Origin of the sequence: Flavobacterium cheniae (assembly GCF_004363695.1) — a bacterium.
GTDB classification, from domain to species: domain Bacteria; phylum Bacteroidota; class Bacteroidia; order Flavobacteriales; family Flavobacteriaceae; genus Flavobacterium; species Flavobacterium cheniae.
In genome coordinates this window covers 39,044-65,461 of record NZ_SNZC01000001.1, presented here as the reverse complement: position 1 = coordinate 65,461, position 26,418 = coordinate 39,044, and the positions used below count along the sequence as shown (strand labels likewise).

23 protein-coding genes are annotated in these 26,418 nt (G+C 33.4%); 15 read left to right on the top strand and 8 right to left on the bottom strand.

Annotated elements, in window-relative coordinates:
* Positions 1 to 44 precede the first annotated feature (44 nt).
* The 7 genes from C8D80_RS00320 (at position 45) to C8D80_RS00290 (ending at position 7,182) form a co-directional block, all read left to right on the top strand.
* Entirely contained in the window at positions 45 to 575 is a 531-nt protein-coding gene (locus C8D80_RS00320; RefSeq protein WP_133606187.1) for an RNA polymerase sigma factor, read from the top strand.
* Positions 568 to 1,353: an anti-sigma factor gene (locus C8D80_RS00315; RefSeq protein ID WP_133606185.1), complete on the top strand. Its 786-nt coding sequence runs from the start codon at positions 568 to 570 to the stop codon at positions 1,351 to 1,353. The genes C8D80_RS00320 and C8D80_RS00315 overlap by 8 nt, the downstream gene beginning before the upstream one ends.
* 57 nt (positions 1,354 to 1,410) lie before the next feature.
* Positions 1,411 to 2,118 (top strand): SIR2 family NAD-dependent protein deacylase, encoded by a 708-nt coding sequence (locus C8D80_RS00310; RefSeq protein ID WP_133606183.1) that lies wholly within the window; start codon positions 1,411 to 1,413, stop codon positions 2,116 to 2,118.
* 56 nt (positions 2,119 to 2,174) lie between these two features.
* A complete protein-coding gene (gene purB, locus C8D80_RS00305) occupies positions 2,175 to 3,518 on the top strand; it encodes an adenylosuccinate lyase (protein ID WP_133606181.1) in 1,344 nt (447 codons plus the stop codon).
* 13 nt (positions 3,519 to 3,531) lie between these two features.
* Positions 3,532 to 4,311, top strand: a complete 780-nt coding sequence (locus tag C8D80_RS00300) for a polysaccharide deacetylase family protein (RefSeq protein ID WP_133606179.1) — start codon at positions 3,532 to 3,534, stop codon at positions 4,309 to 4,311.
* A 71-nt stretch (positions 4,312 to 4,382) separates the two neighbouring features.
* Positions 4,383 to 6,620 (top strand): cation:proton antiporter domain-containing protein, encoded by a 2,238-nt coding sequence (locus C8D80_RS00295; RefSeq protein ID WP_133606177.1) that lies wholly within the window; start codon positions 4,383 to 4,385, stop codon positions 6,618 to 6,620.
* A 52-nt stretch (positions 6,621 to 6,672) separates the two neighbouring features.
* Entirely contained in the window at positions 6,673 to 7,182 is a 510-nt protein-coding gene (locus tag C8D80_RS00290; protein WP_133606175.1) for a CAP domain-containing protein, read from the top strand.
* Positions 7,183 to 7,246: 64 nt separating this feature from the next.
* Here the strand turns inward: C8D80_RS00290 and C8D80_RS00285 are convergent, their stop codons facing one another.
* Together C8D80_RS00285 and guaB are read right to left on the bottom strand one after the other, a co-directional pair.
* Complete coding sequence (locus tag C8D80_RS00285; protein WP_133606172.1) at positions 7,247 to 7,651, bottom strand: hypothetical protein; 405 nt, start codon at positions 7,649 to 7,651, stop codon at positions 7,247 to 7,249.
* A gap of 82 nt (positions 7,652 to 7,733) precedes the next feature.
* A complete protein-coding gene (guaB, locus tag C8D80_RS00280) occupies positions 7,734 to 9,206 on the bottom strand; it encodes an IMP dehydrogenase (protein ID WP_133606170.1) in 1,473 nt (490 codons plus the stop codon).
* A 114-nt stretch (positions 9,207 to 9,320) separates the two neighbouring features.
* Between guaB and C8D80_RS00275 the strand changes: the two genes are divergently transcribed.
* On the top strand, positions 9,321 to 11,822 hold the full coding sequence (locus tag C8D80_RS00275) for a cation-translocating P-type ATPase (protein WP_133606168.1): 2,502 nt from the start codon (positions 9,321 to 9,323) through the stop codon (positions 11,820 to 11,822).
* On the opposite strand, the gene C8D80_RS00270 is transcribed toward C8D80_RS00275, so the two are convergent.
* Together C8D80_RS00270 and C8D80_RS00265 are read right to left on the bottom strand one after the other, a co-directional pair.
* Positions 11,819 to 12,682: a hydroxymethylglutaryl-CoA lyase gene (locus tag C8D80_RS00270; RefSeq protein WP_133606166.1), complete on the bottom strand. Its 864-nt coding sequence runs from the start codon at positions 12,680 to 12,682 to the stop codon at positions 11,819 to 11,821. The two genes, C8D80_RS00275 and C8D80_RS00270, sit on opposite strands and share 4 nt — an antisense overlap.
* A 19-nt stretch (positions 12,683 to 12,701) precedes the next feature.
* On the bottom strand, positions 12,702 to 13,721 hold the full coding sequence (locus C8D80_RS00265; RefSeq protein WP_133606164.1) for a quinone-dependent dihydroorotate dehydrogenase: 1,020 nt from the start codon (positions 13,719 to 13,721) through the stop codon (positions 12,702 to 12,704).
* A 159-nt stretch (positions 13,722 to 13,880) separates the two neighbouring features.
* Here C8D80_RS00265 and C8D80_RS00260 point away from each other — a divergent pair, with 159 nt between their 5' ends.
* Positions 13,881 to 14,435, top strand: a complete 555-nt coding sequence (locus tag C8D80_RS00260) for a thioredoxin family protein (RefSeq protein ID WP_133606162.1) — start codon at positions 13,881 to 13,883, stop codon at positions 14,433 to 14,435.
* Positions 14,436 to 14,468: 33 nt separating this feature from the next.
* On the top strand, positions 14,469 to 15,137 hold the full coding sequence (locus tag C8D80_RS00255; RefSeq protein ID WP_133606160.1) for a hypothetical protein: 669 nt from the start codon (positions 14,469 to 14,471) through the stop codon (positions 15,135 to 15,137).
* Between the two features lie 21 nt (positions 15,138 to 15,158).
* Here the strand turns inward: C8D80_RS00255 and C8D80_RS00250 are convergent, their stop codons facing one another.
* The 3 genes from C8D80_RS00250 to C8D80_RS00240 form a co-directional block, all read right to left on the bottom strand.
* Positions 15,159 to 15,662: a hypothetical protein gene (locus tag C8D80_RS00250; protein WP_133606158.1), complete on the bottom strand. Its 504-nt coding sequence runs from the start codon at positions 15,660 to 15,662 to the stop codon at positions 15,159 to 15,161.
* Between the two features lie 69 nt (positions 15,663 to 15,731).
* Complete coding sequence (locus C8D80_RS00245) at positions 15,732 to 16,034, bottom strand: c-type cytochrome (RefSeq protein WP_133606156.1); 303 nt, start codon at positions 16,032 to 16,034, stop codon at positions 15,732 to 15,734.
* An 84-nt stretch (positions 16,035 to 16,118) separates the two neighbouring features.
* Complete coding sequence (locus C8D80_RS00240) at positions 16,119 to 17,051, bottom strand: peptidylprolyl isomerase (protein ID WP_133606154.1); 933 nt, start codon at positions 17,049 to 17,051, stop codon at positions 16,119 to 16,121.
* A 72-nt stretch (positions 17,052 to 17,123) separates the two neighbouring features.
* On the opposite strand from C8D80_RS00240, the gene C8D80_RS00235 reads away from it, so the two are divergent.
* The 4 genes from C8D80_RS00235 to rplS all read left to right on the top strand — a co-directional run bounded on the left by C8D80_RS00235 (position 17,124) and on the right by rplS (position 19,576).
* On the top strand, positions 17,124 to 17,921 hold the full coding sequence (locus C8D80_RS00235) for a class I SAM-dependent methyltransferase (RefSeq protein WP_133606152.1): 798 nt from the start codon (positions 17,124 to 17,126) through the stop codon (positions 17,919 to 17,921).
* A 17-nt stretch (positions 17,922 to 17,938) separates the two neighbouring features.
* Entirely contained in the window at positions 17,939 to 18,616 is a 678-nt protein-coding gene (gene trmD / locus C8D80_RS00230; protein ID WP_133606150.1) for a tRNA (guanosine(37)-N1)-methyltransferase TrmD, read from the top strand.
* 62 nt (positions 18,617 to 18,678) lie between these two features.
* Positions 18,679 to 19,101 (top strand): BLUF domain-containing protein, encoded by a 423-nt coding sequence (locus tag C8D80_RS00225; RefSeq protein WP_133606148.1) that lies wholly within the window; start codon positions 18,679 to 18,681, stop codon positions 19,099 to 19,101.
* A 118-nt stretch (positions 19,102 to 19,219) separates the two neighbouring features.
* Positions 19,220 to 19,576, top strand: a complete 357-nt coding sequence (gene rplS / locus C8D80_RS00220; RefSeq protein ID WP_133606146.1) for a 50S ribosomal protein L19 — start codon at positions 19,220 to 19,222, stop codon at positions 19,574 to 19,576.
* Positions 19,577 to 19,775: 199 nt separating this feature from the next.
* Here the strand turns inward: rplS and C8D80_RS00215 are convergent, their stop codons facing one another.
* The gene (locus C8D80_RS00215) at positions 19,776 to 23,984 is read right to left on the bottom strand and encodes a CARDB domain-containing protein (RefSeq protein WP_158633804.1); all 4,209 of its coding nucleotides are present in this window, start codon (positions 23,982 to 23,984) and stop codon (positions 19,776 to 19,778) included.
* A gap of 197 nt (positions 23,985 to 24,181) precedes the next feature.
* Here C8D80_RS00215 and C8D80_RS00210 point away from each other — a divergent pair, with 197 nt between their 5' ends.
* The gene (locus C8D80_RS00210; protein WP_133606142.1) at positions 24,182 to 26,404 is read left to right on the top strand and encodes an NADP-dependent isocitrate dehydrogenase; all 2,223 of its coding nucleotides are present in this window, start codon (positions 24,182 to 24,184) and stop codon (positions 26,402 to 26,404) included.
* Positions 26,405 to 26,418 lie beyond the last annotated feature (14 nt).

The following is a 26,418-nucleotide window of genomic DNA, read 5'->3' as shown; positions in this document are numbered from 1 at the left end:
ATACTACTTTTTTTATTATTTTAGACAAAAAAAAAGAAAATTGCATGACACAAGAAGAACTTTTACCCCTATTACTTAAAAAAGACGATAGGTCGTTTACACTACTCTACGATAATTACTCGAAGAGTTTGTACGGAATTATTTTCAATTTAATTAAAGACAAAGAAGAAGCTGAAGATGTGCTTCAGGAAGTTTTTGTTAAAATTTGGAAAAATATTGATACTTACAATACCTCAAAAGGCCGATTGTACACCTGGATGTTAAATATTGCACGTAATACTTCTATTGATAAATTACGTTCAAAAGGATTTAACAACAATCAGAAAAACCTATCTACCGATAATTTCGTACATATATTGGACGATAACTCGAAGGCCATCAACAAAATAGATGCGATTGGAATTAAAGAGTTTATCAAGAAATTGAAGCCAAAGTGCATCCAACTAATTGATTTGTTATTTTTTAAAGGGTATACCCAACAAGAAGCATCTGATGAATTAGAGATTCCTTTAGGAACCGTGAAAACGCAGAACAGAAATTGTATGAATGAATTAAGACTAATGATCAATGAATAGTAGAGAATATATAGAATCAGGTATTTTAGAACTGTATGTATTTGGAAAACTTTCCGATGAAGAAATTGCGGAAGTCAACCAAATGGCAGCACAATATCCTGAAGTGAGAGAGGAAATTAAGGCTATTGAAGCAGCAGTCATTAATTTATCACACAGTGTAGCACCTCATTTATCGGCAACTAATTTCGAAAAAATCAGAGCCGAATTATTAGGAAGAAGCAAAGTCGTAACCATGAAACCGCGTTCCAATTGGTCACAATATACGGGTTGGGTTGCTGCAGCTGTATTAGTTGTTGGTTTTGGACTTCAATTTTATAAATTAAACCAAACGAATGAAACCTTGAATAACGTTTCTACACAAAAAGACTTATTACAAGAATCAGTTGTTGATTTAGAATTGAAGAAAAAAGAATCTGAAGAAGTTTTAGCCATTTTAAGAGATACAAGTAACATTGCCGTAGCTTTAGCTGGACAACAAGTAGCACCAAATGCTTATGCAAAAGCATATTACAACAAAAACACAAAAGAAGTTTACATCGATGCTTCTGGCTTACCAACTCCTCCTGAAGGAATGGTATACCAAGTATGGGCTTTAAAATTAGAACCTGTTTTAACACCTACAAGTATAGGATTGCTTGATTCGTATGCAACAAGTACTACAAAAGTAATTAAAGTAGAAAACGCAAATGAAGCACAAGCTTTCGGAATTACATTAGAACCTGCGGGAGGAAGCGCTGGACCTACAATGGAACAACTCTATACCTTAGGAAAAGTATAATACTCAAATGCGTCTTTAAGGCGCATTTGTCTTTTAAAATTGCAAAAGAAAAAGAAAATGAAAAAAATTGTAGTACTAACAGGTGCTGGAATTAGTGCCGAAAGCGGAATCAAAACATTCCGTGATGCTGATGGCTTGTGGGAAGGTCATGATATTATGGAAGTGGCTTCACCTATCGGTTGGAAGAAAAATACAGAATTGGTTTTGGACTTTTACAACAAAAGAAGAGCTCAACTCTTAACGGTTAAACCCAATAAAGCGCACGAAATTTTAGCAGAGCTGGAAGAACATTTCGACATTCAAATCATAACCCAAAACGTTGACGATTTACATGAAAGAGCCGGAAGTAATAAAATCGTTCATTTGCATGGCGAATTATTAAAAGTAAGAAGTATTTCAAACGAAGATTTCGTAATTGATTGGAAACACGATTTAAATTTAGGCGATTTTGATTTGGAAGGCAATCAATTACGACCGCACATTGTTTGGTTTGGCGAAGATGTTCCTATGATTGAACACGCTATTGACATTGTAGAAACCGCTGATATTTTGATTATAATCGGAACTTCATTACAAGTCTATCCTGCAGCTGGTTTGATGAATTACGTGGACCAAAACGTTCCAGTTTATTACATTGATCCGAATCCAGCCACTATTTACGATTTACCAAACGAGTTGAAAGTGTTACCGCTAACCGCCGTTGAAGGAATGAAAATTGTAAAAGAAGAATTGGTAAATTCTATCCAAAAAACTTCTGACTTCTAACTTCTAACTTCTAACTTCTTATTATATTTGCACTTCTTTAAACAACACACAACAAAATGCAATTAACAGAATTAAATGCTATTTCGCCAATTGATGGTCGTTATAGAAGCAAAACTATTTCATTATCTCCTTATTTTTCTGAAGAAGCCTTAATTAAATACCGCGTTTTGGTAGAGGTTGAATATTTTATTGCTTTGCGCGAAGCTGATTTACCTCAATTAGCCAAAATTGACAAATCGATTTACGATTCTTTAAGAGCAATTTATAAGAACTTTTCTACTGAAGATGCGCTATGGATTAAAGAAACCGAAAAAACAACGAATCACGATGTAAAAGCGGTAGAATATTTCATCAAATCGAAATTCGACGGTTTAGGATTACAAGATTACAAAGAGTTTATCCATTTCGGATTGACTTCTCAAGATATCAATAATACAGCGATTCCGCTTTCGACAAAAGAGGCGTTTGAAAATGTTTATTTACCAGGATTAGTAAGCGTAATTGCAAAATTGAAAGAATTAGCAATGGAATGGAAAGACATTCCAATGTTAGCCAGAACACACGGACAACCAGCCTCTCCTACTCGTTTAGGAAAAGAAATTTTAGTTTTCGTAGAACGTTTAGAAGAGCAAATGCGTTTATTGTTCAACGTTCCTTTTGCAGCTAAATTTGGTGGTGCAACTGGAAATTACAACGCACATAAAGTGGCCTATCCAAACACCGATTGGAGAAAATTTGGAAGCGATTTCGTAGAAAACAGTTTGGGATTACACCATTCATTTCCAACAACACAAATTGAACATTACGACCATTTTGCAGCCTTTTTTGATGCTTTAAAACGAATCAATACCATTTTAATCGACTTGGATAGAGATATTTGGACGTATGTTTCTATGGATTATTTCAAACAAAAAATCAAAGCAGGCGAGATTGGTTCTTCGGCTATGCCACATAAAGTAAATCCAATTGATTTTGAAAATTCGGAAGGAAATTTAGGAATTGCTAATGCGATTTTCGAACATCTTTCAGCTAAATTACCACTTTCAAGATTACAACGCGATTTAACAGATAGTACGGTTTTACGTAATATTGGAGTCCCAATGGGACACACGTTAATTGCATTTGAAGCTACATTGAAAGGCTTGAACAAATTGTTATTGAACGAAGAAAAATTCGCAGAAGATTTAGAGAAAAATTGGGCAGTTGTTGCTGAAGCAATTCAAACAATTTTACGTCGTGAAGGCTATCCAAATCCGTACGAAGCTCTAAAAGACTTAACTAGAACGAATACTGTAATTAACAAAGAAGCCATTCATAATTTCATTGGAACTTTAAACGTTTCAGAAGAAGTGAGAGCCGAATTAATGCAAATTACACCGAGTAATTATTTGGGGATTTAATTCCTTCTAAAATATGCCAAAACCTATCAGTATAAAACTCATTTTCATTAGTTTACTGATAGGTTTTTTCTTTTATTCTTGTTCGTCTACCAAAACCCCAACCACAAATTCCAAAGCTGGAGTCGTCATTACCTTTGACGATTACTTTGTAAACGAATGGAAAGAAGCGGATGTTCAACTCGCAAAATACAATTGGAAAGCGACTTTTTGTGTGAGTAATTTTGAAAAACTCTCGGTTTCAGATATTTCAAATTTAAAAGAACTTCAAAACAAAGGGCACGAAATTGCTGGTCACGGATTTCGTCATCTCAATGCAAAAGAATTTGCTAAGAAAAATAATAAACAGCAATACTTAATTGTTGAAATTTTTCCTTTAATCGTAGCATTTAAAAAAGAAGGCATCGAAATTAAATCATTTGCTTATCCTTTTGGAGCCAAAACACAAACATTAGACTACGAATTACAAAAACATTTCGATATCATCAGAGGAACTGCAAAAGGCGGCAAAAAAGTAGCTGACAACACTAATTTTTATAACGGAACTCGACTTGCAAACGGAATTGGAATCGACAGTAATTACGAGCATTTTAGTTTAAACTACTTAACTAAAGTTTTAAATTACGCAAAAAAACACAATAAAATAGTCGTTTTCTACGGACACAAACCCGTTGAAAAAGCTACAAATGAGTATGAAGTAGATCTGAAAACATTAGAAATGATTTGTCAATTTGTGGTTTCAAACCAAATGAAATTTTACACGCTTCAAGAACTTAATTCGTTAAAAAAACAATAAAATTGAGCGCATAAAGAATTGAAATTTTGAAAACCGACCACTTTTCACTATTTTAGTAAAAATTCAATTCTATGCCAATATTTCTAACTGCTTCCACTGTTCATTTACCCAATTTAATTAGCGATTTAGGACTAATTTTAGTCACTGCAGCCTTTGCAGTACTCATTTTTAGAATCTTAAAACAACCGTTAGTTTTAGGATATTTGGTCGCTGGTTTTTTAGCCGGAAGCGAGTTTGATTTTTTCCCAACCGTGAAAGACATGAACAGTGTAAAAGTTTGGGCAGAAATTGGTGTAATATTCCTCTTATTCAGTTTAGGACTTGAATTTAGTTTTAAAAAACTAATGAAAGTTGGTGGAACAGCTTCCATCACAGCGTTAACCCAAATCATTACGATGGTAGCTTTGGGTTACTTCGTAGGGCAAATGATGGATTGGGGCAAAATGAATAGTTTGTTTTTAGGAGTAATTTTATCTATTTCATCCACAACCATCATCTTAAAAACCTTTGATGAATTAGGTGTAAAAACGCAAAAATTCGCAGGAAATGTAATTGGTGCGTTAATTGTGCAAGACATTTTAGCCATTTTAATGATGGTTTTATTGTCTACGGTTGCAGTAAGTCAGCAATTTTCTGGCGGCGAATTGTTTCAATCTGTTTTAAAATTAATTTTCTTTTTAACTATTTGGTTTGTAGCGGGAATTTTCTTTATTCCAACGCTACTAAAAAAAGCCAAACACCTTTTAACAGATGAAATGTTGCTAATTGTTTCATTGGCATTGTGTTTATTAATGGTGCTTTTTGCTGCAAATGTGGGCTTCTCTCCTGCTCTTGGGGCGTTTATCATGGGTTCAATTATTGCAGAAACTACGCAAGCCGAACACATTGAACATCTAGTAAAACCAGTAAAAGATTTATTTGGAGCCGTTTTCTTCGTATCGGTCGGAATGTTGATTGATCCTGAAATGTTATTGAAATATGCGTTTCCAGTTGGAATTCTAACTTTAGTAGTTATTCTTGGGCAATCACTTTCCTCAACCATTGGTGCTTTACTTTCGGGACAACCGTTAAAACAATCCATACAAACCGGGATGAGTTTATCGCAAATTGGAGAGTTTTCGTTCATCATTGCCACATTAGGAATGACGTTAAATGTAACGAGCGATTTCTTGTATCCAATTGTGGTTGCAGTTTCAGCTATTACAACCTTTACAACGCCATTCATGGTGAAATTTTCAACGCCTTTATCTATCTTTTTGGAAAAAAAATTACCAAGACGTTGGGTTAAAAAAATAGAACGCTACAGCGCCAATACCGAAGCTATTAAATCGGTTAGTACATGGCAAATTGTATTAAAAGCGTATTTAACTCAGGTAATCATTCACTCTATAATTATTGTGGCGATTATTTTACTTTCATCCAAATATATTTTGCCTTTGGTTGAAGATTCACGCTTTGGAAATGCCATTGCAGCATTAATAACAGTTGTGATTTTATCGCCTTTTTTATGGGCTTTATCGTTGCGAAGAGTGGCTGTGGAACAAGTTCAGGAATTAATGCAAGTTCGAAAATACCAAGGTCCGATTATCGTGTTGGTATTCTTTAGAATTGCACTTTCGCTTTTCTATATGGGATTTGTATTGAATGAGTTTTTCTCGCCAGTTATCGCCATCATTGCTTTAGTCGTTGGAATTGTGTCGTACATTTTATTCCCGAAACGATTACATGCTTTTTACAACAAAATCGAAGGTCATTTCTTGAAAAACTTCAACGATAGAGAAATTACGAAACAAGCCAACAAACGTCAAAATGTATTGTCGCCTTGGGATGGTCACATGGCCGATTTTATTATTGCAAAAGAATCGAATTTAGCAGGAAAAACGTTGGAAGAATTAAAAATCAGAGAACAATTTGGAATCAATATTGCAGCTATTAAACGTGGTGATGTTACGATTAATATTCCAATAAGAACCGAACGTTTATTCCCTGGTGACGAAATCAACGTAATTGGCACCGATGAACAAGTAAAACTATTTAAAAACTATTTAGACAAGCACGAAATCGACGAACCAGAAGCTTTCATTAAAGAAGATATTATTCTACAACAATTAGAACTTAAAAACCGAGTTTGCATAGGAAAAAGCATCCGTGAATCACAAATTAGAGAGAAAACACATGGTATTATCGTAGGAATCGAACGTAACGGAAAACGTATCTTAAACCCAGAATCGCACTGGATTTTAGAATCCGATGATATTTTATGGATTGCAGGTGACAGGAAAAAGATTAATGAGTTTTTGAAGGGATAACATACTATTTAAGCATTTTTTGAGTTTTATAAAATATTGAAAATCTGATAACATGAAAACCCAAATCACCCTATTCCTACTCCTACTTTCCACTTTAAGTTTTAGTCAAAATCAAAACAAAATTGATTTAGAAAAACTGAAAACAAAAGTATATCAATTGGTAAACGAAGAACGTTCTAATAACGACAAAAAAGTTCTTGGTTTGGATGCTCATTTGAAAAAAGCAGCGGATGACCATGCCAAATACATTGCAAAAGCACAAACGTTATCGCACGAACAGACTGATGCCAAAAAACAAAGCCCGAAAGAACGTGTTTACTTTTATGGCGGAAATTCGTTTATTTTAGTGGGTGAAAACTTATTATTCACAGGAATTAAAGATCAAATTTATACTGAAACCGATTTAGACACTTTAGCATTAAAAATGTTCAATCTTTGGAAGAAATCACCAAATCATTTAAAAAATATATTAGACTATCAATATTTTTACACCGAAATCGGTTTTAGCATCGATTGGGAAAACAAGAAAATTTACGCGGTGCAAATGTTTGGGGCGAAGTAATTAAACACAAAAAACCTGACAGGTTTCAAAAACCTGTCAGGTTTGTAAAATATTTTATCAAAATTTAAACTATTGCTATTTCAATATCATTTAAAGTCAATTTTTCTCTACTTCTTCCTAAGACTTTTGAAAATAAAAATCTTGACATTGATAAAAAAGGAAATGGAAAAACTTCCAACATTGAATCCTTAACAATAATATCACAATAATTATGAACAGAAATTTTAAACTTACCATGTTTCATAATTTCAAATGAGTAGAATTTAACTGCTTTTTTTCCAAATTTAAAATCTCGTAATTTTAAACTTTTCTCTTTTAAATCCACTTCTTTATTAGTCTCAATATTAATAATTTGAATATAAAAATCTGGATTAGCATCAATATGATGACCTCCTAGAATATAAACACTATAAGAACCATAAGAAAGTTCTTTTTCAATGGTTTCTTGAATATTAAATTTAAAACTCATTAACTAATACATTATAAAATTACAACGGAATGACAAACGTTGCTTATAACTGATCACTGTGACTGATAACTGAACACTAAAACTATCTCGAATAATTCGGAGCTTCTTTTGTAATCGTTACATTGTGTGGGTGACTTTCGCCAATACCACTTGCTGTAATTCTAATGAAACGCCCAGTTTCTTGTAAGGTTGGTATATCTTTTGCACCACAATATCCCATTCCGGCTCTTAAACCACCAATGAATTGTTGCATGCTTTCGTTTAATTCTCCTTTGTAAGGCACACGACCTACAATTCCTTCTGGAACTAATTTCTTAACATCATCTTCTACATCTTGGAAATAACGGTCTTTAGAACCTTCTTGCATCGCTTCCACAGAACCCATTCCACGGTACGACTTGAATTTTCTTCCTTCAAAAATAATCGTTTCACCTGGCGATTCTTTTGTTCCTGCTAATAGTGAACCTAACATCACACAATCAGCTCCCGCAGCAATTGCCTTTGGAATATCTCCTGTATAACGAATTCCACCATCAGCAATAACTGGAACTCCTGTTCCTCTTAACGCCGCAGCTACTTCTAAAACTGCTGAAAATTGTGGAAATCCAACTCCAGCTACAACTCTCGTCGTACAAATAGAACCTGGACCAATTCCAACTTTCACTGCATCAGCTCCATTTTGTGCTAAATATAATGCTGCTTCTGGAGTAGCAATGTTTCCAACTACTACATCTAAATCTGGGAATTTCGCTTTCACCGCTTTTAATACATCTACCACACCTTTTGTATGTCCGTGAGCGGTATCAATAATAACAGCATCAACACCAGCATTTACTAAAGCCGTTGCTCTATCTACTGCATCAGCTGTTACACCTAAAGCGGCAGCCACGCGTAAACGACCAAATCTATCTTTATTAGCAATTGGTTTTTGCGTTAATTTAGTAATATCTCTAAAGGTAATTAAACCAACTAATTTATTATTGTTGTCAACTACTGGTAATTTTTCAATTTTATTTTCTTGAAGAATTCCCTCTGCCTCTTGCAAAGTTGTTCCTTGAGCAGCCGTTACTAATTTTTCAGAAGTCATTACCTCTAAAATTGAACGGGTATTTACTTTTTCGAAACGTAAATCTCTATTGGTAACAATTCCTTTTAAAATTCCGTTTTCATCTACTACTGGAATTCCACCAATACTAAATTCTTTCATCGCCATTTTCGCATCACCCACAGTTGCTGTTAAAGGCAACGTTACTGGATCGATAATCATACCGCTTTCTGCACGTTTTACTTTCTTTACTTTCGCTGCTTGTTGCTCAATAGTCATGTTTTTGTGCAACACGCCGATTCCACCTTCTTGTGCCATAGCAATTGCCATAGAACTTTCTGTAACCGTATCCATTGCTGCGGAAACGATAGGAACATTCAAAGTAATATTTCTCGAAAACTTCGATTGAATACTAACTTCGCGTGGTAAAATTTCTGAATAATTTGGAATAAGCAAAACATCGTCGTAAGTAAGGCCTTCGCCAACGATTTTAGTTGTGTGTGCTTTCATGGTGCAATTTGTAGTTGTTGTTAAATTGCGTGCAAATATAGTAAAACTTAGACGAATAATCTATTTCTTTTAAGAATAAATTATGTAACTTGCATAAATAATATTTCAATTACAATGAGCGATTCTAAAAAAACAAGTACAGGTTTAACCGATTTAGAAGTTTTAGAATCCGCAAAAATTCACGGTACTAACTCCGTAGAACATACTAAAAAAAACCACTTCTTAAATTCGTTATTAGACATTGTAAAGGAACCTATGTTTCTTTTATTGTTTACCGCTACAAGCGTTTATTTTATTACAGGAGATTATGGTGATGGTATTTTTATGGCTATTGCAATTGTATTTGTAATTGCAATTTCAGTTTTTCAAGAATCCAGAAGTCGGAATGCGATTGAAGCTTTGAAAAAATTATCACAACCCAAATGTAAAGTCATTCGAAACAGTACAATCATAGAAATTCCAACGGAAGAAATTGTCATTGGTGATTGCGTTCAGCTAGAAGAAGGTGCATTTATTCCTGCAGACGGAATTATTCTTTCCTCCAACGATTTTTCAGTTAACGAATCTATTTTAACAGGTGAATCTTTATCGGTTTTTAAATCTAATGAATCCGAAAACAAGCAAGTTTTTCAAGGCACGATTGTGGCTTCAGGACTTGCAATTTGCGAAATTTCAGCTATTGGAAAAAACACGCAACTAGGAAAAATTGGTTCGAGTTTAAATGCTATTGAAGACGAAAAAACGCCTTTGCAAATCCAAATCAACAATTTCGTTACCAAAATGTCCATCATTGGTTTGGTGATTTTCGGAATCGTTTGGGGCATTAATTATTACAATTCAAGAATTGTTTTAGATAGTTTATTAAAAGCGCTAACCTTAGCAATGAGCGTTATTCCTGAGGAAATTCCAGTTGCGTTTACTACATTTATGGCTTTAGGCGCTTGGCGTTTGATGAAAATGGGAATCATCACCAAACAAACCAAAACTGTTGAAACCTTGGGAAGTGCCACTGTAATTTGTACCGATAAAACCGGAACCATTACCGAAAATAAAATGAGTTTGGCCGAATTGTATCTTTTTGATTCTGATACGATTATTGATACAAAAGATAAATTAACAACAGAAGCCGAAGAAGTTTTGAATTACGCCATGTGGTCAAGCGAACCTATTCCGTTTGATGCTATGGAAATTGCGATTCATGAAGCGTATTCCAATTTTGAAAGCGACGACGAAAGACCAAATTTTAAATTGGTTCACGAATATCCGTTAAGTGGAAAACCTCCAATGATGACACACGTTTTCGAAAACGAATCAGGTAAAAAAATCATCGCTGCAAAAGGAGCACCAGAAGCTTTAATCGAAGTCAGTCATTTGAGTGAAGCTGAAAAAAATCAGATTTTAACTGCGATGAAAGCCATGACGCAAAAAGGGTTCCGAGTTTTAGGAGTTGGTGTTTCTGACTTTTCTGGAACGGATTATCCGGAAACTCAACAAGCATTAAAATTCAACTTTAAAGGTTTAGTTGCTTTTTATGATCCACCAAAACACAATATTCAAGCGGTCTTTGAAACGTTTTACAAAGCCGGAATTCAAGTAAAAATAGTAACAGGTGATAATGCCGAAACCACTTCTACAATTGCAAGACAAGTCGGGTTTAAAAATGCTGATAAAGTATTGAATGGCGACGAATTAATGGCAATGGATGAAGCGACTTTGAAAGAAAAAGTTATGGAAACCGCTATTTTCACCAGAATGTTTCCAGAAGCCAAACTTAAAATCATTCAAGCGTTAAAAGCGAATAACCAAATCGTTGCCATGACTGGTGATGGCGTAAATGACGGACCCGCTTTAAAATCGGCACATATTGGCATTGCAATGGGCAAAAAAGGAACTGAAATTGCCAAACAAGCCGCCAATTTAATTCTTATAGATGATAATTTCGAAAAAATGACGGATGCCATTGCTATGGGAAGAAAAATTTATATCAACCTTAAAAAAGCAATTCAATACATTATTTCCATTCATATTCCGATTATTTTAATTGTGTTTATTCCATTGGCTTTGGGTTGGATATATCCGAATATTTTTACGCCAGTTCATATTATTTTCTTGGAAATTATAATGGGTCCAACTTGTTCTATCATTTACGAAAACGAGCCTATGGAAGACAATCTGATGCTACAAAAACCTAGACCACTAACCACTACTTTTTTCAACTTAAAAGAAGTATTGATAAGCATCATTCAAGGATTGGTAATTACATTAGGATTGTTATTTATGTATCAATATGCTATTGGAGAAAGCATGTCCGAAAATGGCACTAGAACTTTGATTTTCTTAACATTAATCACTTCTAATATCGTATTAACATTAGCGAATCGTTCGTTTTATTATTCGATTTTTAAAACAATTCAGTACAAAAATAACTTGGTGGGATTAATCATTGGAATCACCATTCTAATGACTGGATTATTGCTATTTATTCCTGCGTTTTCCAACTTCTTCTTGTTTGAAATGGTAAGTGTAACCCAAATAGGAATCTGTGTTTTAGTGGGAAGTATTTCGGTGCTTTGGGTAGAAATTTATAAAGTTTTTAAGCGAAGAAAATCAGCTTAATGAAACTCGCCAAATAATTTTGTCGCTTCGTTATAAGCACTTTCAAAACTCATTGGACTGGTATTCGTGTTTTCTCTTTTGGTAGTGAAATACGATAATAATTTTTCCGTTGGCATGTTTCCAGTTAAATCATCTTTTGCCATTGGACAACCACCAAAGCCTTGAATGGCACCATCATAACGACGACAACCTGCGTTGTATGCCGCATCAATTTTTTCAAACCATTTGTCTGGCGTAGTGTGTAAATGTGCTCCAAATTCAATGTTTGGATATTTCGGAATCAAATTAGAAAACAAGTAATCAATAACTTCTGGAGTTGAACTTCCAACTGTATCCGAAAGCGATAGAATTTTTACACCCATATTCGCCAATTTTTCAGTCCATTCGCCTACTATTTCCACGTTCCAAGCATCTCCATACGGATTTCCGAAGCCCATTGAAATGTAGGTAACCACTTCTTTATTCGATTTATCTGCGATTTCTAAAATCTCTTGCAATGTCACTAAACTTTCAGCAATGGTTTTATGCGTATTACGCATTTGAAAGTTCTCCGAAATTGAAAAAGGGAAACCTAAATATTGAATTTCTTTGTGAAGGGATGCATTCTGAGCGCCTTGTGTATTAGCAATAATGGCTAATAATTTGCTATTCGTTGCCGATAAATCTAATTGCGCTAAAACCTCAACCGTATCTTGCATTTGCGGAATCGCTTTTGGCGACACAAAACTTCCAAAATCAATAGTATCAAAGCCTACACGCAATAACGATTGGATGTATTTTACCTTTTTTTCGGTTGGAATAAAAGGTTTAATGCCTTGCATGGCATCGCGCGGACATTCGATAATTTTGATTTCGTTCATAGCTTCAAAGATAGAAATTTTAGCTGTTTTCCAAAATCTTTTTGTTGATTGCTTTCACTAAAGCTGGACCTTCATAAATAAATCCAGTGTACAATTGAACTAAACTTGCGCCAGCATTCAACTTTTCAATCGCATCTTCAGCAGTATGAATTCCTCCTACTCCTATGATTGGGAACGACTTATTACTTTTTTCCGAAAGAAAACGAATCACTTCTGTTGAACGTTTGGTTAATGGTTTTCCAGATAAACCGCCCATTTCTGATTTGTTTTCTGATTGTAAACCTTCGCGAGAAATCGTAGTATTCGTAGCAATTACACCTGCAATTTTAGTTTCGTTTACAATATCAATGATGTCCAAAAGTTGCTCGTCCGTTAAATCGGGAGCGATTTTTAGTAAAATTGGTTTTTGTTTTGGTTTTGCGTTGTTTTTATCTTGAAGCGTTTGTAATAACTCGGTCAAAGGCTTTTTATCTTGTAATTCGCGAAGATTTGGCGTGTTTGGTGAACTCACATTCACCACAAAATAATCTACATACGGAAACAAAGCTTCGAAACAGATTTCGTAATCTTTTACCGCATCTTCGTTTGGCGTGACTTTATTTTTTCCAATGTTTCCACCAATTAAAACGCCTTTATTTTGTTTCAAACGTTCTACCGCATCTTTAACGCCTCCGTTATTGAAACCCATTCGGTTGATAATCGCATTGTCTTCTTTTAAGCGAAACAAACGTTTTTTAGGATTTCCTTCTTGTCCAACAGGAGTCAATGTTCCAATTTCAATAAATCCGAAACCAAAATTCGATAACTCTTGATATAACTTCGCATCTTTATCAAAACCTGCTGCTAATCCTACTGGATTTTTGAATTTAATTCCGAAAACTTCTCGTTCTAAACGAACATCTTTTACTTCGTAAAGCGATTGAAATAAAGAAGAAAAACCTGGGATTTTATTCAGAAAACGAATGAATGAAAAGGTAAAATAATGCACTTTTTCTGGATCGAAACAGAAAAGTAATGGACGAATGAAGATTTTGTACATAGTGTGTTGTGTTGTGATGCAAAAGTAAGAAAATGGAATCCTAAAAAAAAGTATTGACGCATTTTGTAACAATAAAAGATTTGGTGCGTATAATTAGCAAGAACAAATTCAATTGCAAGAACAAGTTCAAAATTCTAATTTCTAAATTCTAATTTTAAAATGGCTCAAACTCCTTCTAACATGTTACCATTAGGCACAATTGCTCCAGATTTTCATTTGAGAGATACTAATTCGAATGAATATAAAACTTTTGCTGATTGCAAAGGCGAAAAAGGAACGGTCGTAATGTTCATTTGCAATCACTGTCCGTTTGTGCATCATGTGATGGAAGAAGTACTAAAAGTGGTGAATGATTACCGTGTGCAGGGAATTGGTTTTGTTGCGATTTCTAGTAATGATGTGGTAAAATATCCTCAAGATGCACCAGAATTAATGACCGAATTTGCATTTGAAAACGGATTTGAATTTCCATATCTATTCGACGAAACACAAGAAGTGGCCAAAGCCTACGATGCGGCTTGTACACCTGATTTTTATCTTTTCGATAATCAAAATAAATTGGTTTACCGCGGACAATTAGACGACAGTAGACCGGCTAATGGCATTCCATTAAGTGGTTCAGATTTACGTAGCGCTATTGATGGCGTGGTTACCAATAGATTAATAAATCCTGACCAAAAACCGAGTATTGGGTGTAATATTAAGTGGAAGTAATAAAGTATTTAGCAAACTATTAAGATTTAAAACATGTATAAAAACATTGCTTTAATTTTTATTTCATTCTTTTTTCTTATTTCTTCAATAAAAGAATTTGGAAATATGTTCTTATCAATTCCAAGCTTTCTGATGCTATCTTATAATCTATCTGATTTATCATTAAAGCTCATTAGTAAGAAGAAAACAAATCATAAGAAAAGTAAAAATTTCGAATTAATCTCCTTAATAGGTGTAATCTCTATATTTTTTGTTATTAGAGATTTTGAACAAACACTTGGTGGCTACATTCTGTTTTGGAAATTAGCTTTTTTCAGTTTATTATTCAGTATTTGCTGTGCAATCATATTAAACCATTATTATAGCTTTAATAATGAAAAAAGATTTTACAATATTCTAGGTATTAGTATTTGTTTCTTTTTGTTAGTGCCTAACATTTGTATTTTTATAAACAAAAATTTTAATACTGAAGTTTCAAAACAACCTATACAAATTAATTACAAAAAAATAACAAAAACATCAAGAGGAGGAAATACTTATAATATTTATATTCATACTGAATTTGACAAAAATGAAAGATTAGACATTAGCAAAGAATTTTATGATTCAATAAGCAATAATCAAAAGGTTGTACTTACTTTAACAAAAGGTGTTTTAGGTTATAATTATGTTCAAAAAATTGAAATTGATAAATCTTTATAAAAAATAACTATTTAAAATCAATCACTTTCTCTCCAAAATCACCTCAATCGGATTATTGCTTCTTGGTCCGAAACTTCTGGCTTGGCGTTCGTTTTCACTCGAACACAAAATGTACATATTAAAAGCTTGTAATTGCACTAATTGTTCTTTGTATTTTCCTTTTGTATCTTGAATTTTGATAAAAAAATCTTCAGCAGGAAATGTATTGGTTACTGAAAGTAAATAGGTGTCTCCCGAATACGGAAAAAACCATTTCTGAGCTTCGTTTGGTTTGCTAATTAAATGATTTCGAGTAAAAACTAAAGCTTGATTACCGTATTTCCAACTGTATTTGTTATTCTCGTTGATGATTTCTATTCCTTTTTCGTTGACCAACGTAATTTTTAAATCGGGAATATTATCTGTTTTTCCTTCTTCATGGGCTTTTACAACTAAATAAGAGGTAAAATCAAACCCACAATGCGGCACTTGTCCAAAGGAGAACAAAGAGAATAGTAAAAAGAAAAAAGATAATTTGGTTTTCATAAACTTGAATTGGTGGTAAAAATACAAAAACAATACCAAAAAAATATCCGCCATATGACGGATACTTTTTTATTTTGTTAGATAAGCGTAAATCTTTTCTCTTTCTTCATCTGAAATTTTAGCTTCTTTTTGCATTCTTAACATGATAGGCTTCCATTGTTCTGCATTAAAATCTTTAGGGCTATATAAATCGTGACATTTAGCACAATTATTTACAAAAAGAGTTCTACCTTCTGCTAGTTCTGCCGTTAGTGGTGCTTCAATTACCACAGGAGCATCTTCAACTTTTGGCGCTTCAGGTTGAATAAGTTTTGGGGAACAAGAATAAATAAATGTTCCTAAAAGAACTATTGCAATAATTTTAATTTTCATACTTCAAGATTTGTTTGAAGGGTAAATATAAAAAAAAATCCCAAAAACAATTTTTTTGGGATTTTATATTATTATGAATACTAATTACTTCACATCCATTAATTCTACATCAAATACTAAAGTTGCATCTGGTGGAATTACTCCTCCAGCACCTCTAGAACCGTATCCTAAGTAAGAAGGAATCACAAAACGTGCTTTGTCTCCCACTTTTAATAAAGCAATACCTTCGTCCCATCCTTCAATAACTTGTCCAACTCCCAATTGGAAATCAATTGGTTGTTTTCTTTTGTATGAAGAATCAAATACTTGTCCGTTTTCTAATGCTCCTTGATAATGAACTGATACTTTTTTACCTTTTTCAGCTTGTGTACCATTCCCTTTTTGGATAATTTGGTAACGCAAGCCACTTTCAGTCTTTTGAAAACCAGCGGCTAATTTTTCCAAAGCTTCCTCTGCCATTTTTTTTTGCTCAGCAATTCTTTTCTCTCTTGAACCTTCAAATGTTCTGAAAGCTTCCACTGCATTCCATTTTTGAGCCTCTTCTCCTACTCTAATGATTTCAATACTTTCTAAAGCATCGTCACCTGCAACAGCATCAACAACATCCTGTCCTTCAATTACGTGACCAAAAACAGTGTGTTTTCCATCTAACCAATTCGTAGGAACGTGTGTAATAAAAAATTGAGAACCATTAGTTCCAGGTCCAGCGTTTGCCATAGACAAAACACCTGGCTTGTCATGTTTTAAGCTTGGGTGAAACTCATCATCGAAGTTGTAACCAGGACCACCAGTTCCTTGCCCTTGAGGACAACCACCTTGTATCATAAAATCAGGAATTACACGGTGAAATTTTAATCCATCATAATAAGGTTTTCCCATTGGTCTAGCCGAATTTTCTAATTGACCTTCTGCTAATCCTACGAAGTTACCTACCGTTCCTGGTGTTAAATCGTGCGTTAATTTTACTAAAATAGCACCTTTTGCCGTGTTAAATTTAGCGTATATTCCGTTTTCCATTGTTTTGATTTTTAATTTGAAAGTGCAAAATTACAAAATAAATAGTAGATTTGATATACTTATTTGAATACTATGGAAGCAAAAGATTACATCAATATCAATAAAGAAACTTGGAACAACAAAGTTGATGTGCACATTGACTCTGATTTTTATGATATGGAAGGTTTTCTTAATGGAAAATCAACCTTAAACAGTATCGAATTAGATTTACTTGGCGATGTAAAAGGAAAAAAAGTATTGCACTTGCAATGTCACTTTGGTCAAGATACCATGACTTTTTCGAGAATGGGCGCTAAAGCTACAGGTGTTGATTTATCAGACAAAGCCATTGAAAGAGCTAGAGAAATCAATGAAAAATTAAATTTAGATACCACTTTCGTTTGCTGTGATATTTATGATGCTCCAAACCATTTAGACGAAAAATTTGATATTGTTTTTACCAGTTATGGTACTATTGGTTGGTTTCCAGATTTGGACAAATGGGCAAAAATAGTTTCACATTTCTTAAAACCAGATGGGAAATTTGTTTTTGCCGAATTTCATCCAGTGGTTTGGATGTTTGATAACGATTTCAAGGAAGTTTTTTATAATTATTTCAATGTAGAACCTATTTTAGAGGAAGAATCTGGAACATATGCGGATAAAGAAGCTTCTCTCAATACAACTACTATCACTTGGAACCATCCTATTTCAGAAGTTTTAAACGCATTGATTTCAAACGGATTAGAAATTAATTCTTTCAACGAATTTGATTATTCGCCTTACAATTGCTTCAATCAAACCGAAGAATTTCAGCCGAATAAATTCCGAATCAAGCACTTGGAAAACAAAATTCCAATGGTGTATTCACTTTCGGCAACTAAAAAATAATCTACTATCTTTGCAGCATGCGAATTGATATTATTACCGTTTTACCCGAATTAATGCGAAGTCCTTTTGAGGCTTCGATAATGAAACGCGCCATTCAGAAAGGATTGGTCGAAGTCCATTTTCACAACTTAAGAGACTACACTACCAATAAACAAAGAAGTGTGGACGATTATCAATTTGGTGGTGGAGCTGGTATGGTAATGATGGTGCAACCTATCGACGATTGTATTTCGAAACTAAAAAGCGAAAGAACATACGACGAAATCATATACATGACACCTGATGGGGAAACCTTGAACCAAAAAATGGCAAATTCCATTTCGATGTACGAAAACATCATGATTTTGTGCGGACATTACAAAGGTGTTGACCAACGTGTTCGTGATATGCATATTACACGCGAAATTTCGATTGGTGATTATGTATTAAGCGGAGGCGAAATTGGAGCAATCGTATTTTGCGATGCGATTATTCGATTAATTCCTGGAGTTTTGAGTGATGAAACTTCGGCTTTAACGGATAGTTTTCAAGATAATCTGTTATCACCCCCAATTTATACACGTCCAGCCGAATACAAAGGATTGAAAGTTCCTGAAGTTTTATTAAGTGGGAATTTCGCCAAAATTGAAAAATGGCGTGAAGACATGGCGTATGAACATACTAAGAACAGACGACCTGATTTATTGGAAGATTAATCATTAAAAAGTTTTTTATTTGTTGCTATTTTCGTAAATTTATATCTCTAAAAAGATAAAAAATGCAACGTATTATCTATCTAAGTTCTGGAGTTAAAGTTTTTTCAGATGAAGAGATAAATAGTCTATTGGATATATCTAGAAAAAACAATGCAAATAATAACATTACCGGCTTGTTGCTTTATGCCGATGGTAATTTCTTGCAAATTATTGAAGGTGAAAAAGAAGCGATTGAAATGACTTACCAAAAAATTTTAAACGATTCTAGACATAAAAATATTATTCTAATTACGAATGAACCCATAAAAAAACGCAGTTTTTCAGATTGGAAAATGGGTTACAGTATTGTTAATCCTGAATTTCTCATAAAACACCCCGAAATCAATCCATTTCAAGTCAAAAAAACATCTAATATTGATAGTATTATCAATACTTTTATTGATACTTTTTTGAATTCTTTTCGAAACAAGGTGCTTTATAATTAAAAATAAACTACAAAAATTTGTATTTTCAATAAAATAACTTAATTTTGCACCCACTTTGAACCAACCTCTGACGATAACCGTGTATGTTGCTTTGAATCAAACATTTATAATTACGATTATGTCAAATTTAGTTGATTTCGTTAATAGCGAATTTGTAACAAAAAAAGATTTCCCTGTATTCGGAGCTGGTGATACTATCACTGTGTACTACGAAATTAAAGAGGGTGAAAAAACTAGAACTCAGTTCTTCAAAGGAGTTGTAATCCAAAGAAGAGGTGCTGGAGCAACTGAAACTTTTACAATCCGTAAAATGTCTGGAGCTGTTGGTGTAGAGCGTATCTTCCCAGTTAACATGCCAGCTTTACAAAAAGTTGAAGTGAACCAAAGAGGTAAAGTTCGTAGAGCTCGTATCTACTACTTTAGAGATCTTACTGGTAAAAAAGCAAAAATCAAAGAAAGAAGATACAAAAACTAATTTGTACTTTCTCAAGTATAAAAAGCCGCAACATTGTTGTGGCTTTTTTTATGTCTTTTATACTTTTTTTAATTACTTTAAACGAATTGTATTAATAGCTAAGCTAATTTTTTTATATGAAAATAGAATTCAAACAACAATAGTTGTTACAAAAAAAGCCTTGATAATTCAAGGCTTTTTTTGTAATAAATCATTCTAATTATTTCTTCACTACTTTAAATCGCTTAATACCTTCTTCCGATTTAACAGTTACAAAGTATACACCAGCACTTAAACCTGACATATTCATACCAAAATCAGCAGCATTTGGAAGTTCGGTCATCAATAATTGCCCAGAAACATTATAAACTTCAATTTTAGTCAAAAGACTTCCTGTCACAGAATTAATATTTAAAACATCAGTAACCGGATTTGGATAATAGTTTAGACCTGTTTGATTAAAATCATTTACTCCTAAAGTGTCATTATAAAGTTCAAAGTCATCAACATAAAAAGTTGTTGACATATTATCATTCATAGTACCATTTGTTGCCCAAAAAGCAAAACGAACATGTCCTGAACTTGGCAAGTAATCGAAATTTATCATTTGACCTAAGTTCGAAATCGGTGTATAACTATTCCATTCTTGGAAAAAAGACCAAGTTAACCCATTATTAGTAGAATAATAAAGAACAACTCTATCATCAGCATCCATAGTTGCTGCATTAGTATTTCCTACTTGTGTGAGTGCAATTCTAAATTTTAACTTATTATCGGCAATCATTTGAAATTTAGGTGATATCATCCAAACGCCTTCGGTATCACCTGAACCAATAATATCAATTTTAGCAGATTTATTGTTTAGTACATTTGCAAAATTATCAACAATCTCCCAATTCATGCTTCCAGATCTTTCGGTTAAAATTGTAAGATCATTATCCGTAATTTCCCAACAAGTCTGATCAAACATTTCAAAGTTAAACACATAAGGAGCTTCTTCTAAACAACTAAATCCATCAACTGCTGTTTCATCGCCAATAACAAAATTATCCAATCTAAAACCCCTGTTGGCATTCGCTGAACTAGCCATATTACTATAATACTTGAATCGGAAAACAACATTTGAAAGATTTTGAAGAAAAGAAATATCCATCTTCGCTGTCACAATTTTACCTGACAAATCAAACCAACCCGGCTCATTATTTAACTCAGACATCGTCTGAAAATTAGGATACCAGTTTATAGATGGGCCACTAGCCGTTGTAATCAGATTCCACGTTGTACCACCATCTGTTGAATATTCCATATTCCCTCCATTGTAATATGATCTTCCTATACACATATAATCAAAAGCCATGAACAACGGTTGAGTCTGTCCTGTAAAATCAAAAACAGGACTCTGAATATAATACATAGGTGTCTGAGAACTCTGCCACGAACCGTAAGGAACGTATTCTGTTCTTAAAACTCCATTATATATACGTCTGTATAAATCCTCTTCTATTGCTTGTGGGATTCTTGTAGTAGTTCGGTAATTATCTAAAAACTGTGAATATCTATCCTCATAAGAATATCCATGCCACCCATTTATAACAGCTCCTTCAAAATTTTCTTGATAAGGAAAAACATTTACTCCGCTTAGTTTTAAATCCCAAAAACCTATATTATTTGTTTCTATTGATTCTGGATTAAGATTGTCTCCATCTATTACATAAAATAAATAAGAATAAGTACTAAAATTTGCAGGAACTGAATATTCCAAACTCTTGTAGTGTTTAAACTCAGGACGAATTTGAGGAACTTGAGAAGTTCCCAATAAGTAATCACTAGCATCCAAGTTAGCATCAGAAGACAAATAAAACTTAATATCTGTAGCATTACTTATATAATTACCATTATTTTTAATATCAATAGAAAAATTAATATAATCAGACAATGAACTCACATACAAATCTTTACTGTAAGGCACTGCTAAATCAATTCTTGCTTCGGATATTGAAAAATTGTCCAACAAAAAACCTTCACTTGCATAATCTGGATAATTATCATTAGCATTATCAAACTTAGTAACATTAAATCTAAACCTTATATTTTCATAGTCTTTAAGTTGAGGAATATTAATAGCATAATGTGTATTCCTGTCAACATCTCTAGAATTATAATCTAATTGTGTACTTAAAACACTTTCGCCACTACTAAACATAAGCTCTGTGCCAAATTGCATATAATTGACATCTAAACCAGAATTTTCGTCATACTTCATAGATTTTGACCATTTAGTATATGATTCATTTATTGGCATAAGTACTTGCCAAGTAGCACCATTATCTATAGAGTAACTTAAATTAATCGCTCCAGTTCTGTAATGTCTTGCATGAGTATCCATATCGAACTCTAATACGGGATTAACACTTTGTGATAAATCAAAAACTGGTGTATAAAGATGCATTCTACTTAAACTAGAAAGAATTCCATTTGCATTAGTAATCCATGCCTTAGTTCCAGAAAATGCAGTACTTAAATTTTGACCATTAGGAATAGCTAAAGCCCAATCATCATTCCCTAAACTTTTATCATGGTTCCAATGCTGAGCATGGGTTTCAAAATCATTGAAATATGGAAAATCTTGAGTTGGAGTTTGTTCAATTTTAATAAAACCAATATTATTAGTCTCAAAAATCTCATCAACTTGATTACCCGCATCTAAGCTGTAAATGATATAATACTCGCCTGTTTGTTGTGTCGGCTTAGTAAATGTAAATTGTTCCCACTGACCTGTTTCTGCCGTTACATCTGTGTATGCCTGCTGTCCTAATAAAACATCAGAAGCATCAAGATTCTGATCGTTAGACCAATAAAAAGATGTAGAAGAAACCCCAGTATTTACTTTTCCACTATTAGTAAGATAATATTTGATTTCTCCTGAAGCTTGTTGAGAAGAAGTAAATCTATTATTAAATTCAATTCTTTCAATCGTTAAATCAGCTTTTGCAGGACCAATATATAAATCATCAAAAATAATACCTTCTGGCTTTAAATAATTTGATTGGAATGTTATTCGGAATCGAATGTTTTGTGAGGAAGCCATTGCGGCAGGTATTGGAATATTTACAAATTCCCACTCGTCCGAAGAGTTTTCTGGAATAGTGAACAAATCTTGCCAATAATCTCCACATCCTGAAATATATTGCACTTTATAGAAATTATCATAGTACCCAACTCCACTATCATAATGATCCTTAAACCAAAAACTCAAATACAACTGATCTGTTAAGGAACTTAAATTAAAATAAGAAGACTCTACCCATTGATTTGTATACTCAGGTATATTTTCATTAATAGTTCCACTTGTGTGCCATGCATAATTACCCGAATGTGTTCCTTCTAAATGATGTCTAGTTCCTTTTCCAAGTCCCCAAATCATAGGAATTGTACTTGCTGAATGTTGTTTAGCTATCCAGTTTTGTTGATTAGATTCAAAATCATCAAAAAATGGAAGGTTATAAATTGGTTTTACTATTAATGATGCATATGATACATTATCAGATTCATTATTCTCATTAACTGTATTATTAAAATCGTGAACATATAAAATATAATATTGTCCTGGAGTTAAAGAAGACGGAGTTGGTATAATTTTTTCCCAGCCCGAAATAGTTCCTGCTATATTTGAAGCTTTTTCATCCAAATATGTATCACCTGCATCCAAGACAGTATCTGTAGACAGATAATATTTAGTAGTTACATTAAAAAAGGAAGTATATTGGTTACTAAAATTAAGTGAACTAACAACTTTAATTTCTGGACAAAGCGGAGAAATCTCAATAGTATTACCCTGAGAAGCCCAAATATTATAATATTCTGGTGCAATAGAAAAGTCATCAATAACCCAACCAAAACCATTGCAATACGAATTGGTTACAAAACGAAATCTAAATTTCACATTTGGATTACCTTGTAAAGAAGAAAGGTCAATTGCCGAAACAGTACTATAACCAGACGATGAATAGGAAAAACCGCTACCAAATTGCCAGTTCTTTTTTAAAGTTGTCGTTGGGTTAAACAATTGCCAAGTTATTCCATTATTAATAGAGTAATCCAAATAAAAATTAGATGAATTTATATTACTGGTATGCTTAAACGAAAGTACATAAGGCAGCGCTGCATTTGTTAAATCAAACGAAGGCGATTCCAAAACCCTAACGGAACTAGTTGTTGGTGTGCCCCGAAGCTTAGTTTCCCAAGCTAGATTATTAAGGTTGGTTTCTAAAGACGCCAAACCATGTTCCCAATCATCAGTTCCTGAAATTGCATAATGATTCCAACCCGTCAATGCATTGACATTATTGAAATTATTCACATAAGGTAGTGTTTCTTGCGAATAGGATGTAAAGCTAAAAAGCAGGAAAAGGAGTAAAATTCTTTTCATAATAATTGAAATATACATTTTATAAGTTAGCAAAAATAATTATAATTATTTTATTTGTAATATTTTACAAACAAATATCTTAGATATTTTTTATTGAATTTTATGCAAGATTTAAGCCTTTATCTTAAATTATTTCTTTCAAATTTCCTATATTTGGCAGATTTTACAAATTATATTCAAACAAACACATAACATTCATGTCCAATCAATCTAAAATAATGTATACCATTACGGATGAGGCGCCAATGTTGGCTACACATTCGTTTTTACCTATTGTAAAAGCCTTTACAAAAACTGCAAACATTGCTATAGAAACCAGAGATATCTCTTTAGCAGGCAGAATTTTATCAAACTTTCCGGAGTTTTTAAAAGAAGATCAAAAAATTGGTGATGCACTTACCGAATTAGGACAACTAGCAAATACTCCAGAAGCTAACATTATCAAATTACCAAATATTTCTGCTTCAGTTCTTCAATTAAAAGAAGCGATTGCCGAATTACAATCGCAAGGATTTAATATTCCTAATTTCCCTGAAGAGCCTCAAAATGATGCTGAAAAAGAAATTAAAGCAAAATATAGTAAAGTATTAGGTTCGGCTGTAAATCCAGTATTACGTGAAGGAAACTCTGACAGAAGAGCGCCAAAAGCGGTTAAAAACTATGCTAAAGCAAATCCTCACAAAATGGGAACTTGGGCTTCAGATAGCAAAACTGAAGTAGCTCACATGAATTCAGGTGATTTCTACGGAACAGAAAACTCTACAACTATTGAAAAAGACGGGAAATTTAGAATCGTCTTCAATGCAGAAAATGGAACAACTTCTGTTTTAAAAGATTTCTCTAATTTAAAAGCAGGTGAAGTTATAGATAGTTCAGTGATGAACTTAAATGCTTTAAAACAATTCGCTAAAGCAACTATTGCTGATGCTAAAGCGAAAAACGTAATGCTTTCTGCGCATTTAAAAGCAACGATGATGAAGGTTTCTGATCCAATTATCTTTGGAGCTATAGTAGAAACTTTCTTTGCTGATGTTTATACCAAATATGCTGACGTATTCAATTCATTAGACATCAATCCAAATAACGGATTACAAGATTTATATAATAAAATTGCTGGAATTCCTCAAGAAGCTGAAATCAAACAAGCTATTGCTGATGCTTTAGCTAATGGTCCACGTGTGGCTATGGTAAATTCAGAAAAAGGAATTACTAACTTCCACGTTTCTTCAGACGTAATTGTAGATGCTTCTATGGCTGCTTTAGCTCGTAGTGGTGGAAAAATGTGGAATACAGACGGAAAAGAAGAAGATACCATCGCTATTATTCCAGACCGTTCTTATGCTGGTTTCTATTCGGCTTGTATTGATGAAATGAAACAAAATGGTGCTTTAGACCCTAAAACAATTGGTTCTGTGCCAAACGTTGGATTAATGGCTCAAAAAGCAGAAGAATATGGTTCTCACGATAAAACATTCCAATTAAAAGAAAACGGAATTGTAAACGTAGAAGACGAAAATGGAAACGTTTTACTATCTCAAAAAGTAGAAGCAGGTGACATTTTCAGAATGTGTCAAGTAAAAGATGCTCCTATTCAAGATTGGGTAAAATTAGCAGTTAACAGAGCACGCTTATCTGATACTCCAGCTATTTTTTGGTTAGATAAAGACAGAGCACACGATAGTGAAATCATTAAAAAAGTTGAGAAATACTTAAAAGATTACGATACAACGGGCTTAGACATTCGCATTATGGATGTGAAAGACGCTATGAAAGAAACATTACGAATCATCCGTCAAGGAAAAGATGTGATTTCAGTTTCTGGAAACGTATTACGTGATTACTTAACTGACTTATTCCCAATTTTAGAATTAGGAACTTCGGCAAAAATGTTATCAATCGTTCCATTAATGAATGGTGGTGGATTGTTTGAAACAGGTGCAGGTGGATCAGCTCCAAAACACGTTGAGCAATTTATCGAAGAAGGGTATTTACGTTGGGATTCATTAGGTGAATTCTTGGCATTACAAGCTTCTTTAGAGCATTTAGCACAAACTCAAAACAATGCAAAAGCTCAAGTTTTGGCAGATACTTTAGATGAAGCTAATGCAAAATTCTTAGCAGAAGACAAATCTCCAGCAAGAAAAGTAGGTGGAATTGATAACAGAGGTTCACATTTCTACTTAGCATTTTACTGGGCACAAGCTTTAGCAAACCAAACTAAAGATGCTGAATTGAAAGCAACTTTTACTCCAATTGCTGAAGCAATGACGGCTGACGAAGTTAAAATTAATTCTGAATTGATTGCTGCTCAAGGTAAAGAACAAAAAATTGGTGGTTATTATCATCCAAGTTTTGAGTTAACTGAAAAAGCAATGCGTCCAAGTGAAACTTTGAATACGATTTTAGCAAAATTGAGTTAAGACTCAAACATTAT

Coding starts and splice junctions, on each gene's coding strand:
- C8D80_RS00320 (WP_133606187.1), top strand. CDS start 45: ATGACACAAGAAGAACTTTTACCCCTATTACTTAAAAAAGACGATAGG.
- C8D80_RS00315 (WP_133606185.1), top strand. CDS start 568: ATGAATAGTAGAGAATATATAGAATCAGGTATTTTAGAACTGTATGTA.
- C8D80_RS00310 (WP_133606183.1), top strand. CDS start 1,411: ATGAAAAAAATTGTAGTACTAACAGGTGCTGGAATTAGTGCCGAAAGC.
- purB (WP_133606181.1), top strand. CDS start 2,175: ATGCAATTAACAGAATTAAATGCTATTTCGCCAATTGATGGTCGTTAT.
- C8D80_RS00300 (WP_133606179.1), top strand. CDS start 3,532: ATGCCAAAACCTATCAGTATAAAACTCATTTTCATTAGTTTACTGATA.
- C8D80_RS00295 (WP_133606177.1), top strand. CDS start 4,383: ATGCCAATATTTCTAACTGCTTCCACTGTTCATTTACCCAATTTAATT.
- C8D80_RS00290 (WP_133606175.1), top strand. CDS start 6,673: ATGAAAACCCAAATCACCCTATTCCTACTCCTACTTTCCACTTTAAGT.
- C8D80_RS00285 (WP_133606172.1), bottom strand. CDS start 7,651: ATGAGTTTTAAATTTAATATTCAAGAAACCATTGAAAAAGAACTTTCT.
- guaB (WP_133606170.1), bottom strand. CDS start 9,206: ATGAAAGCACACACAACTAAAATCGTTGGCGAAGGCCTTACTTACGAC.
- C8D80_RS00275 (WP_133606168.1), top strand. CDS start 9,321: ATGAGCGATTCTAAAAAAACAAGTACAGGTTTAACCGATTTAGAAGTT.
- C8D80_RS00270 (WP_133606166.1), bottom strand. CDS start 12,682: ATGAACGAAATCAAAATTATCGAATGTCCGCGCGATGCCATGCAAGGC.
- C8D80_RS00265 (WP_133606164.1), bottom strand. CDS start 13,721: ATGTACAAAATCTTCATTCGTCCATTACTTTTCTGTTTCGATCCAGAA.
- C8D80_RS00260 (WP_133606162.1), top strand. CDS start 13,881: ATGGCTCAAACTCCTTCTAACATGTTACCATTAGGCACAATTGCTCCA.
- C8D80_RS00255 (WP_133606160.1), top strand. CDS start 14,469: ATGTATAAAAACATTGCTTTAATTTTTATTTCATTCTTTTTTCTTATT.
- C8D80_RS00250 (WP_133606158.1), bottom strand. CDS start 15,662: ATGAAAACCAAATTATCTTTTTTCTTTTTACTATTCTCTTTGTTCTCC.
- C8D80_RS00245 (WP_133606156.1), bottom strand. CDS start 16,034: ATGAAAATTAAAATTATTGCAATAGTTCTTTTAGGAACATTTATTTAT.
- C8D80_RS00240 (WP_133606154.1), bottom strand. CDS start 17,051: ATGGAAAACGGAATATACGCTAAATTTAACACGGCAAAAGGTGCTATT.
- C8D80_RS00235 (WP_133606152.1), top strand. CDS start 17,124: ATGGAAGCAAAAGATTACATCAATATCAATAAAGAAACTTGGAACAAC.
- trmD (WP_133606150.1), top strand. CDS start 17,939: ATGCGAATTGATATTATTACCGTTTTACCCGAATTAATGCGAAGTCCT.
- C8D80_RS00225 (WP_133606148.1), top strand. CDS start 18,679: ATGCAACGTATTATCTATCTAAGTTCTGGAGTTAAAGTTTTTTCAGAT.
- rplS (WP_133606146.1), top strand. CDS start 19,220: ATGTCAAATTTAGTTGATTTCGTTAATAGCGAATTTGTAACAAAAAAA.
- C8D80_RS00215 (WP_158633804.1), bottom strand. CDS start 23,984: ATGAAAAGAATTTTACTCCTTTTCCTGCTTTTTAGCTTTACATCCTAT.
- C8D80_RS00210 (WP_133606142.1), top strand. CDS start 24,182: ATGTCCAATCAATCTAAAATAATGTATACCATTACGGATGAGGCGCCA.